The 12262-nt window shown below is 50.9% G+C and carries 9 protein-coding genes; 1 reads left to right on the forward strand and 8 read right to left on the reverse strand.

Annotation, left to right across the window (positions count from 1 at the left end):
• Window positions 1-165: 165 nt before the first annotated feature.
• Entirely contained in the window at window positions 166-1467 is a 1302-nt protein-coding gene (locus MHB84_RS11835; RefSeq protein ID WP_076291944.1) for an alpha-glucosidase/alpha-galactosidase, read from the forward strand.
• A gap of 91 nt (window positions 1468-1558) precedes the next feature.
• Here MHB84_RS11835 and MHB84_RS11840 read toward each other — a convergent pair whose 3' ends face one another.
• The 8 genes from MHB84_RS11840 to ytxJ form a co-directional block, all read right to left on the reverse strand.
• Complete coding sequence (locus tag MHB84_RS11840; RefSeq protein ID WP_076291945.1) at window positions 1559-2257, reverse strand: response regulator; 699 nt, start codon at window positions 2255-2257, stop codon at window positions 1559-1561.
• 1 nt (window position 2258) lies between these two features.
• On the reverse strand, window positions 2259-3839 hold the full coding sequence (locus tag MHB84_RS11845) for an ATP-binding protein (RefSeq protein WP_143764843.1): 1581 nt from the start codon (window positions 3837-3839) through the stop codon (window positions 2259-2261).
• 8 nt (window positions 3840-3847) lie between these two features.
• Window positions 3848-6187, reverse strand: coding sequence for a histidine kinase (locus tag MHB84_RS11850; RefSeq protein WP_076291946.1), 2340 nt, complete (start codon window positions 6185-6187; stop codon window positions 3848-3850).
• A 128-nt stretch (window positions 6188-6315) separates the two neighbouring features.
• Window positions 6316-6876: a potassium-transporting ATPase subunit KdpC gene (gene kdpC / locus MHB84_RS11855; RefSeq protein ID WP_076291947.1), complete on the reverse strand. Its 561-nt coding sequence runs from the start codon at window positions 6874-6876 to the stop codon at window positions 6316-6318.
• Between the two features lie 224 nt (window positions 6877-7100).
• The gene (gene kdpB, locus MHB84_RS11860) at window positions 7101-9245 is read right to left on the reverse strand and encodes a potassium-transporting ATPase subunit KdpB (protein ID WP_256716942.1); all 2145 of its coding nucleotides are present in this window, start codon (window positions 9243-9245) and stop codon (window positions 7101-7103) included.
• Window positions 9246-9312: 67 nt separating this feature from the next.
• Window positions 9313-10992, reverse strand: coding sequence for a potassium-transporting ATPase subunit KdpA (kdpA, locus tag MHB84_RS11865; protein WP_076291948.1), 1680 nt, complete (start codon window positions 10990-10992; stop codon window positions 9313-9315).
• Window positions 10993-11055: 63 nt separating this feature from the next.
• Complete coding sequence (locus tag MHB84_RS31385) at window positions 11056-11133, reverse strand: potassium-transporting ATPase subunit F (protein ID WP_072735816.1); 78 nt, start codon at window positions 11131-11133, stop codon at window positions 11056-11058.
• Between the two features lie 293 nt (window positions 11134-11426).
• Complete coding sequence (gene ytxJ, locus MHB84_RS11870; protein ID WP_175380905.1) at window positions 11427-11966, reverse strand: bacillithiol system redox-active protein YtxJ; 540 nt, start codon at window positions 11964-11966, stop codon at window positions 11427-11429.
• Between the last annotated feature and the right edge of the window lie 296 nt (window positions 11967-12262).

Genomic DNA, 12262 nt, shown 5'->3' on the forward strand with positions numbered 1-12262 from the left:
AATTATCTCTACTAAAATTATAACAGGTAATTCATTCAATTATTAGCTGTAAGCGAATCCAAAAATGGGATTATGACATGTTTCAGAGAGGTTGAGCCATAGTTATATAAGTCCGATCCGCCTATATTGGAGGTACACCATTTATTCAGGGAGGCTGAACTTGAGATGAACAAAATTACGTTCCTCGGTGCGGGAAGCACCGTTTTTGTCAAAAATGTATTGGGTGACGTCATGATGACCGAAGCACTTCAGGATTTTGAGCTGGCGTTGTTCGATATTGATGCTGAACGCCTAAACGACTCGGAGCGTTTGCTTACTAGTATGGCCCGCTCGCTAGGAAGCCAATGTGCCATTAAAGCTTATACTGACCGCAAGGAAGCACTGCGCGGGGCCAAATATGTGATCAATGCCATTCAGGTGGGCGGATATGATCCATGTACCATTACGGATTTTGAGATTCCGAAGAAATATGGATTGCGTCAGACGATTGCCGATACGCTCGGGATTGGCGGGATATTCCGTAATTTGCGGACAATTCCGGTGATGCTCGATTTTGCACGGGATATGCAGGAAGTGTGTCCTGATGCGTGGTTCCTGAACTATACCAACCCGATGGCGGTACTGACAAATGTCATGAACGTGCATGGCGGAATTAAAACCGTAGGTCTGTGTCACAGTGTACAGGTGTGTGTGCCGCATCTGTTTGATGCATTGGGGATTGATCAGACGGGTGTGGTCGCGAAAGTTGCAGGTATCAACCATATGGCCTGGCTGCTTGAAGTAACTCGGGATGGCCAGGATCTGTATCCAGAGATTAAACGTCTGGCGAAAGAAAAGCAGAAAGAGCAGCATGACGACATGGTGCGTTATGAGCTGATGCAGCGCTTTGGATACTATGTAACCGAGTCCTCCGAGCATAATGCCGAGTACCATCCTTATTTTATCAAACGAAACTACCCGGAGCTGATCGAACGCTTCAATATTCCGCTGGATGAGTATCCGCGTCGCTGCGTGAACCAGATTGAAGGCTGGAAAGAAATGCGTGAGAAGCTGTTATCCAGCGAAAATATCGAACATACGCGCAGCCGGGAATACGCTTCACATATTATGGAGGCCATGGAGACGGATCGCCCTTACAAAATCGGCGGTAATGTCATGAATAACGGACTGATCACCAACCTGCCTCGTGAAGCCTGTGTTGAGGTGCCTTGTCTTGTTGATGGATCAGGTATCAGCCCGACGTATATCGGGGACCTGCCTCCGCAACTTGCAGCATTGAACCGTACGAATATTAACACCCAACTGTTGACCATTGAAGCGGCGATTACAGGCAAAAGAGAACACATCTATCATGCCGCGATGCTTGACCCGCATACAGCTGCCGAGCTGTCCATTGATGATATCGTCTCCATGTGTGATGAACTGATCGAAGCTCATGGCGACTGGTTGCCGAAGTACACGTCATAAGAAGTCCATTGTTTGCAATTCTAAAAGCACTAGTCTCCTCCTCAACAGGGAGAGGCTGGTGCTTTTTTGAGCTTTCATCTTGTTTCCCAGCCTAATCCTGAAGCAGAAAACGATAGCCGATTCCTGGCTCGGTCTGAATAAAACGTGGACGCGTGGGATCTTCCTGCAATTTTTTGCGCAGATGTCCGATATATACCCGCAAGTAATGACTGTCCGACTCATGATGATGTCCTCCCCACACTTGTTGCAGCAGCTGGCGTTGGGTAATAATTTTGCCTGCATGGGTTGCGAGCACTTTCAGCATTTCATACTCGGTTGGTGTTAACTTTACTGATGACCCGTCCAAATCGACCAGTCTCTGGGCCAAATCAATGGTGAGTGGGCCAAAACGCAATACCGGCTCATCCGTAGTTTTGGCCACGTGGCGGAGGGCAACCCGAATACGTGCAACCAACTCTCCCATGCCAAACGGTTTGGTGACATAATCATCCGCCCCGCCATCAAGTGCAGCAATTTTATCCTCTTCACGATCCTTTGCAGTCAGCACGATGACTGGTACCTGCGACCATTCCCGAATCCGCTGAAGTACATCCATTCCGGACATACCGGGCAAGCCCAGATCAAGCACAATCAGATCAGGATGCACAATGCTCGCCTGAATGACCGCTTCTTCGCCGTCGGCGCATTCGTGAATCTCAAATTGGTGTGCCTGAAGCGTAACCTTCAGCAGTTTACGGATTTGTGGTTCATCATCCACAATTAATATGCGTGCGCCTTGCGATCCCGTCATGTCATTCTTCCTCTCCTTGTCCCATATACGGGAATGATGCTTCAGGTTCCTCAATGGGCAAACCAATGCATACCCGCGTGCCGCCTCCCGGATTCGATTCTGCGGTAATCGTACCTCCGTGAACTTCGACGATTCCTCTACAGATGGCAAGCCCAAGTCCCGTACCTGTCACATGCCGTGACGATTCAGATCGATAAAATTTCTCAAACACCCGCTCTCGCTCTGCTTCCGGAATCCCGACACCCGAATCAGCCACCACAATGGTCATTCGTCCATGCCGCTCATCCACCTTCACCGTAATGACGATTTCACTGTCTTCTGGTGAATATTTGATGGCATTGCTGATTACGTTAACCAGAACCTGCTCCAGCAAAACCTCATCCCCGGATACAAACGGCGGCTGATCCGGCAATTCCACCCGAATGCGACGGTGCTGGATAAATTGCTGAACCTGAGTTAGCACAATGCCGATCATGTCACCCACATCACACCATTTTCTGCGCAGCTGCAACATGCCACTCTCCAGCTTCACCATGCCCAGCAAATTGGTTACCAGTCTGTTCATACGCAGTGCTCCATCTCGGATATTGCCTGTCAGCTCTTTTCGATCCTCCCGGGTAAAAAGAGAATCATTCTCCAGCAAACCTGTCGCTGAACCAATGATGGCCGTAAGGGGTGTACGCAGCTCATGGGACACCGAGTCTAGCAAAGCGGTGCGAATTCGCTCCGATTCAGCCGTCACCTGCGCGAGTCTCGCTTCTTCGGCCAGCTTGACACGAGCAATGGCACTTGCTGCCAGCCCGCCACACGCCTCCAGCAAACGCAGCTCTTCCCGCTGCTCCTGAAGATCGCTGGATTCCAGATTCACAGCGAGCACCCCATGGATCTGGTCTTCTGTACGCAACGGCACATACAGACCAGACGATTCCCGCAGGCTGGAGGAGCCTCGTCCAGCGATTTCGCCATGTTTATACACCCATTTGGCAATAGCGACTTCAGCTTCTCCTTCACCCCAGGCTATTGAATCCGAATCCTCCGAAGAGGATGTAACCTGAAGTTCGCCTTGAACATTGGGAAGATATATTGCCGCCGGAGTTCCAAGTGTCAGTGACACTTGTCTCGCAATGTTGCCGAGTAGAGTGTGCAAATCCGTAACAGCCGTCATCTGACGACTTAAAGCATATAGCGAATTCGTCGTAATCTCGCGTTGTTTTACCACCTCCAGCTGCTGCCGCAGGCGTCCCGCCAGACTCGCCGTTAATACCGCCACTGCCAAATACACAATAAAGGAAAAAATATATCGCAAATCTTCAACCGTAAAACTGAGATACGGAGGAACAAAAAAGAAGTCAAAGGCAACGACGCTAAGACTTGCTGCATATATAGCCGGCCCCATTCCCCAGTACACAGCGCTGACCAATACCGGAAAAAGATAAATTAACCCCACGTTAACCAGGTCATCGCTAATCCCTATCGCATGTAGCAGAATGGTTAGCAATGTGATTCCAATGGTTACCCATATATATTTGGGAACACGGTTCAGCTTCAGCCAGACGTCTTCCCCTTTATTTCGTTCAGACACAGCACATCTCACATCCCGCTCAGATCATAATCGTAGTCCGCAACGATCAATACGTCCATATGTCTGGATAACCGCACCAGCCTGCTGACCACCGTTCCCTTTCCACGATAGCCGTTCAGCCACCAGACCCGTTTCGCTTGACCAACCACCAACTGCGTTGCTTTTTCCTCAGAAGCTTTACCCGCCAAAATACCAGGTACATCTCGCAGCCTCTGGCTATGATGAATATGAAATTTGCCGCCCAGTCGAACGGTCAGCTGCTCCAGCTCCTCCAACTGGCATTTCACTTCGTTATTCATAACTTGACCTACATGAACATGGTGCACATGCCAGACCGCCTTTAACCGGTAGGCTGTACGAAATCCGCGGCGAATCAGCCGCTCCGCATGCTCATCACTGCTTACGCAGACAAAGACCGCCTCCTGTCTGCGCCAGGGACCGCGAAGTGCACTTTTGCGCTCCTGTGATTCAAGGCGTTCATCCACATCATCGGCCAATTCCCGCAGGGCAAGTTCCCGTAAGGCAATCAGATTACCAATGCGAAAAAAATGACCAAGCGCTTGTTCCACCTTGGCTGCTGCATAGATTTTACCTTCCCGCATGCGTTGCCGCAAGGCTTGGGGGGCCACATCGATAAGCTGGACCTCATCTGCCGTTTGCAAAATCTGATCCGGCACGGTCTCTCGGACTCTAATTCCCGTAATATGTTCCACCGCATCGTTCAGACTTTCCAGATGCTGTACATTCACGGTAGTGATGACAGAGATGCCCGCATCCAACAGGATCTGCACATCTTCGTAACGCTTTTGCCGCGTGCTTCCCGGGACATTCGTATGCGCGAGCTCATCCACCAATACCACTTCAGGACATAGACGAAGAATGGCGTCAGTGTCCATTTCCTCGAGCTGCACCCCTTGGTACATCCGCTGCTCTCGTGGAATGATGGATAATTGGCCGATCTGTTCCACCGTCTCCACCCGATTATGCGTCTCCAGCAGACCAATCCGTACATCGATGCCTTTGCGGAGCAGATCATTGCCTTCCCGGAGCATCATATACGTTTTTCCCACACCTGGCGCAGCACCGATGTATACCTTGAACTTGCCACGCCGAATCTGACCAATCTGTGCCTTCATCTCCTGCTCACTCAACCTGCGATATGTTGGAGTCTCTGTATCTGGCAATCGGGTCGGAAGTACCCGCTCGCCCTCATGCTGTGCACGATCCGCGAGCAGAAACAGATCGACACCCCGCATCCTGCGCAGTAAGGAGTTAACAAATGATCCCCTCCACAGCTCCTGCCAGCGACTGTGTCGTGAGTGTCCCATAACAATGCGGGTAATCTGATGCTGGACTGCGTAGCGTGCAAGTGTAGATGGAATGTTACGGCGGTGTAACACAGGCAATTCCTCAAACTGCCCTCCGAATTTCTCCACCAGTTTGATCATGTTGCGACGAAAAACAGTAGCTTCCTTGGTTAGTGGCTGCTTCATATTGCGAAAGGTCACGGCATGCAGATCTCCGTTTAATCTCTTCGCAATCTGCTGTCCCCGCCGAATATAGATGGACCCGTTCCAGTGATATTGGGTGGATACCAAAATGCGTTCCATGATGCCTGTCGTAACCGTAATTCCCATCTCTTCCCGGTGCTCACGCAGTGATTCGTTGACCCCTTCCGCAACAAGTCGGAGAGCCAGTTCACGCAAAATGCCCAAATTGCCATGCCGGAACACCGCTTCACCTTCATGTCCCCGAAGATGTCCCTCGGCAAGGCGGCTTAATACGGTTTCAGGAGTTACATCGATCAGCTTCACTTCATCGGCCAGTTCAAGGGTATCGGCAGGCACAGTATGCTCTGCTGCAATTCCCGTTAGCTGGCGTGCAAGCTCCGTATATCCCTCCAGCTCATACACATTCACCGTTGTAATGACACTGATGTTGTGTCGCAGCAAATACTGAATGTCTTCCAGTCGGGTTGCATGACGCGCCCCTTTTCGGTTTCTATGAGCAAGCCCATCAACGAGCACAACCTCCGGATTACGTGCCAGCAAGGCATCCAGATTCAAATCCTTCATTTCCATGCCATCCTTCCAGCGAGACCAGTGAATGCTTGGAATCCGCTCCAACTCGCCCAGCTGCTCCACGGTCTCCGGTCTTTGCATGGTCGAAACAGCGCAGATAACCACATCGATCCCCTGATGGCGTAATGTGTTTCCTTCCCTAAGCATATGATACGTTTTGCCCGAACCGCTGACCGGACCGATATATATCTTCAAGGTGCCCTGCTGCAGCTTCGTGATCATCTTCAAGATGTCTTCCGGGGACTTCCGCTTGAAGCTGTCTTCCATCCTGTTCACTCCCCCAACATAACCTTTACTTAAAATGGAGAAAGCCCCTTCCGAAGCTCGGAAGAAGGCCTGATACGAACAACCAAGGAAAGCTACATTCCCCGTGGAATTAGCTAATAAAATGCCTGTTATTTTAGCTCAGCCGTCAACGCTTGATTCAGAGCGATCACATTCACACGCGGCTCGCCGAATATGCCCAGCTGTCGTCCTTGTGTATGTTCCTCGACGATCTTGGCAAGCTCTTGCTCACCAAGGCCCGTTGCCTGGCTAATCCGGGGAATCTGTGCTTTTGCCGCTTCCGGTGACAGATCGGGGTCAAGACCGGAACCGGAACCTGTCACGAGATCTGCAGGAATTTGCTGCAAGCCCGGATTCTCTTGCTTGAGCTGAGCAACCTTTTCCTTCATTTCAACTATATACGCCTCCGATGCCACGGCGCGATTGGAACCTGCCGAAGCAGTTCCATCATAATTGGCATTCGATGCCCGGGGCTGGAACAGCCCCGGCGATTTTACTTCCTGCGACAGCAGCGACGAACCGATGGTTTTCTCGCCTTGTGTGATCAGACTGCCGTTCGCCTGATTTGGGAAGAGCAGCTGTGCCACTCCAGTTGTAGCCAGCGGGTAGATAATACCGCAAATCAGCATAAGCACGATAGACAACCGAATGGCGGGCAGTACCTGTTTCATATGAATCACATCCTGAATTTATTATTAGTTAAATTTAACAAATGACTCTACACTAGACCACTTCGCGGTCAGAAGAACCTTTTGATCGCTGTTATCCCCAGATTTTTTTGATTCCCTTTCCCAAGGGATAAAATCCGGGGATAAAGGCGAACGCTACGCTTCTCCAGTTTTGTTCTGCCCTCTACGTTTTCGTGTAAATGTTATTCAAATCTAGAGTTAATACCTCATACCAGGTGAAGCCCCGACAGTACCAGATCAATCAGCTTAATTCCGATAAAAGGAACGATTACACCGCCCACGCCATAGATGAACACATTCCGTCCAAGCAGCCGCTCCGCGGACATGGCCCGATACTTTACACCCCGCATGGCGATTGGGATTAGCAGTGGAATAATGATGGCGTTGAAGATCAGCGCTGACAGAATCGCGGACTGCGGTGAAGCGAGATTCATAATATTGAGTGCCTGAAGCTGCGGCATGGCTAGAATAAACATGGCCGGAATGATGGCGAAATACTTGGCAATATCATTGGATATCGAAAATGTCGTCAGTGCACCGCGGGTAATGAGCAGCTGCTTGCCAATGGAGACCACCGACAACAGCTTGGTCGGGTCAGAATCCAGATCGATCATGTTGGCCGCTTCCTTGGCCGCCATGGTGCCCGAATTCATCGCCAGGCCTACATCGGCCTGCGCCAGAGCAGGAGCATCGTTGGTGCCGTCGCCGGTCATGGCGACGAGCTTGCCCTCCTGCTGCTCTTTTTTGATCGCGGTAATCTTGTCTTCCGGCTTGGCCTCGGCAATAAAATCATCCACGCCCGCTTCCAGCGCAATGGTCGCCGCCGTCAGGGGATTATCCCCTGTACACATGATCGTCTTGATACCCATGGCTCGCATCTCCGCAAACTTCTCTTTCAGCCCTGGTTTCACTGTATCTTTCAGATAGATCACACCATAAATCTGGTCATCAATCGCAACAGCAAGCGGTGTACCCCCAGCCTTTGCAATTCGGTTCGCTATATCGTCCAAATCGCCGGGTATCCGTCCTCCACGGGAGGAAATATGGCGTTTGATTGCATCCACCGCACCTTTGCGAATCTGCTTCCCACCGCTTAGATTCAGACCCGACATGCGGGTCTCTGCGGTGAAGTTCACATGTTCTGCATCTGCATATTCTGTCTCCGCCCAGTTCTCCCCCTGCTTAACAGCCAATTCGACGACCGAGCGTCCCTCTGGTGTCTCATCCACCACGGAAGCTTGCAGCGCAGCCCGAGTCATCTCTTGTGCAGATACGCCCTGAACGGGAATAAACTCCGAGGCCATGCGGTTGCCGTACGTAATTGTTCCGGTTTTGTCCAGGATTAGCGTGTCAATATCGCCTGCCGCTTCCACCGCTTTACCCGACATGGCGAGTACGTTGAACTGCGTTACACGGTCCATGCCCGCAATACCGATCGCAGATAACAGCCCGCCGATCGTCGTCGGAATCAGACAGACAAGCAATGCGATAAGGGTAGCCAGATCGAGCCGGATGCCCAAATAATTCGCCATTGGCACCATGGTCATGATGACGATCAGGAATATCAGCGTCAACACGGCGAGCAGTGTGGTCAGCGCAATTTCATTCGGCGTTTTCTGGCGCTGTGCACCTTCAACGAGTGAGATCATCCGGTCGAGGAATGACTCCCCCGGATCAGTCTGCACACGCATCACGATATAGTCGGAAGTAACCCGCGTGCCTCCTGTAACGGAGGAAAAGTCACCGCCCGCCTCTTTGATTACGGGAGCCGATTCCCCGGTAATGGCGGACTCGTCGATAGAGGCCAGCCCTTCAATAATCTCACCGTCCGTGGGAATCAGTTCGCCTGCTTCTATACGGACGATATCTCCTTTTTTCAACTGGGTCGAAGACACTTGCTTGATGGTTCCGTCTTTCTGTACCAGCTTCGCAGTGGTGTCCGATTTCGTCTTGCGCAGCGTATCTGCCTGAGCTTTGCCCCGTCCCTCTGCCAGTGCTTCAGCAAAGTTGGCAAACAGCAACGTGAACAACAGGATGAGAAACACCGCGATGTTGTACCCTCGTCCTGCCTCGGATGAAACAAAGAGATCCGGATTGATACATAACAGCAATGTGATGAGTGTGCCGACCTCGACGATAAACATCACCGGATTTTTGATCATGACGACCGGGTTCAGCTTCTTGAAGGCATCCAGAGATGCCTGGAGCAGAATGTCCCGACTTAATGTTTTAGTTCTTTTGGGCGTACCGGGATCCGTCCCCGAACCTCTCGTTCCTTTAACCTGGGTTCTGATGATGCCTCTGTCTAATCCTTCCACTGTCTGCTCCTTCTTTCGTTCTACAACATTCATTGTGATAATCCACCTCCGTACTTTACGTCCTTGCTCCTATTCCCATATCCGATCACCGTACCGTCCATCATCGGATCATCGCCAAATGTTCTGCAATCGGTCCAAGCGCCAGTGATGGGAAGAACGTCAACGCTCCAACTACCACAATCATCATCACCAGAATGCCTGCAAAAAGAGGCGTGTGTGTACGCAGTGTACCCGTTGTTACGGGAACAACCCGTTTGGTGGCCAGTGATCCGGCAATGGCCATCATCGCGATCATGGAAATGTATCTTCCAAGCAGCATTACCACACCAATGGCGATGTTGTAAAAGTCCGTGTTAGCATTCAGCCCGGCAAACGCCGATCCATTATTGGCAGCCCCGGATGCAAAGGCATATAACACCTCGGTCAGACCATGCATGCCTGAATTCGAAATTGAAGCGACAGATTCAGGGCGCATAAGCGCCAGCGCGGTCGGAGCCAGAATAATCAAAGGATGAACGAGCAGCGCGATAGATGCGAGCTTCACTTCCTTACCCTCAATTTTTTTACCAAGAAATTCAGGAGTTCGCCCAACCATCAATCCACAGATAAACACAGCCAGAATCACATAGAGCAATCCGTTGAGCAAACCTACTCCTTTACCGCCGAATACGTTGTTGAGCATCATCTCAGCCAGTGCAACCATGCCACCAAGCGGGGTGAGCGACTCATGCATATTGTTCACTGACCCGGTTGTGGCTGCTGTAGTCACCGCTGTGAAAAGCGCCGATTCGGATACTCCAAACCTGACTTCTTTGCCTTCCATATTACCTTGGATTCCCACCGCATCCAGCGCCGGCACACCGCGATATTCCGAAACAAATACCGTGGTCAGCATTACGAGGAAAAGTAAACTCATGGCCGCAAACAGCGTCCAGCCCTGCTTCCGGTTGTTCACCATGATGCCGAAGGCGTAAACCAGCGCAGTAGGAAGCAGCATCATGCAGACGATATGCACCAGGTTTGACAACGCTGTGGGGTTCTCAAATGGATGCGCGGCATTGGTTCCGAACCAGCCTCCACCATTGGTACCCAAGTGTTTGATCGACTCCAGCGAAGCGACCAACCCGCGGCTAATCGTCTGCTGTGCCCCGTCCAGTGTGGTTGCGTCCACCGCTCCCGCCAGTGTCTGCGGCACACCCTGGAATACGAGGAACAACGCCACAATGAAGCTCAGCGGCAAAAAGATTCTCGTAATCGACCGTACCACGTCGACGTAGAAGTTCCCCAGTTCATCCCGGCGGCCTACCAGGCCGCGAATGAATGCAATAGCGACCGCGAAGCCTGTAGCCGCTGAGGTGAACATCGGAAACGTCACGGCCAGCATCTGTGATAGATACGACAGTGCGTTCTCGCCCGTGTAAGACTGCCAGTTCGTGTTGGTCATGAACGATGCAGCTGTATTAAAGGCCTGTGCCGCAGGCATATTGCCAATGCCATCCGGGTTGAGCGGCAAATACTTTTGCATCCGCAGCACCAGAAACATCAATAACAGCATGACGAAGTTTGAGATGAGTACGGCTGACAGGTACTTTTTCCAACCCATCGACTCGTTCTCCTTCACCCCCATCAATCGATACAGCAATCGCTCAGGCCCACCAAATATCCGATCCAGTCCTGTTCGTTTGCCGTCAAACACCTTCACCAGATAACTCCCCACTGGCTTCACCAGTAGTATGATGATCAGCAGCGTCACCGCCACTTGTAATAAACCGCTACTCATATCCGCATTTCCTCCCTAAAATCGACGATCCGAGTGCTTCTGGTTTCGTGCCCCAAGCAACCATCAGAATTTCTCCGGCCTCACTAGCACGTAACCAAGATAGACTACCAGTGCGAGCACAATCATGCCGATGACGATCATACGGCTTCTCCCCTTTCACGCCCTATACATTCATGCTTTCTCACAAAATTTCACAAATCCCCAGAACACCACAAACAACAGCACAACCAGCCCAATTATCGTTGCATCATTCACCATGTGCTCCCCTCCCTCTCTCTACCGTTCTTGCAACCTTCTACATATGAAATCGTAATACGAAACGCTGTAAAAAGGGGGTAAAGAAATCCACGCCAGGGTGTAAAAAAAGCGTAAAAAAGACCCGTTCCCCTCAGCGATCAGCTGAAGGAAACGGGTCTATGTATGTTGGGTGCCCTTTATCCAAACGGATTCTGGGCCCATTGCAGCAGTCTCTTCCGGGTAATTTTCCCGTGTGACGTATGTTGAATAACTTGGCCACCGTCCAGCAGCAGGACTTGAGGCGATTCATGGTGAACCTCGGTATCTTCCGCAATGCGGCGGGAAAGCGAGCGGCTTTCGATGACTTTGACGATCCGGTACTCCATCTTTTGTGCGGGATCTGATGCATTCGAGCCCACAAAGGCCATAAACTCCCTGTATGCTCTCGCACTGACTGGACAAGTCGTACTGTGTTTCAGAAGTAGCACCGGATGATCCTGGGACCGCTCAAGTACCTCTTCCCATTCCTCCTGCTTATACAATTCCTTGACATGTTCACTCAGCATATCATCCAGCCCCGAGCCTGCACGTTTGCTAACGACAGATCCAACCACGACGCCCAATGCCACACCAAAGGCAACCCCCAGGGCGATCTGGTTTGTTGCCACACCAATACTCGTTCCAATGGCAATACCTACCCCAAGCCATAGAGTTTGAGGATTCACTTTTGTGCCCATGGAGATCATCCTCCTTGAAGATATTTATAAAAAAATATTAACTTTTAATGTAGGAACAGTCACTCATTTGCCTGTATAAAATGCCTATGGTAACATAAGAATAGACAATATGGAGAGGTAAAATCCTCTCACGGCGCGCGTCTGTTCAGATGCAGAGCAAATCCCACCACAGGCGTTCAACCTGGTTTAACGGTGGGTTTTTGTTTATGACTTCATTGTGGTAATGCCCACCCGTTGTCTACCGAAAATTATACCATAGGCGCCTATTCAGGCGCTTTTATATTCCTCATCGAAGG

It is taken from the genome of Paenibacillus sp. FSL F4-0087, assembly GCF_038020215.1.
GTDB lineage: Bacteria > Bacillota > Bacilli > Paenibacillales > Paenibacillaceae > Paenibacillus > Paenibacillus taichungensis.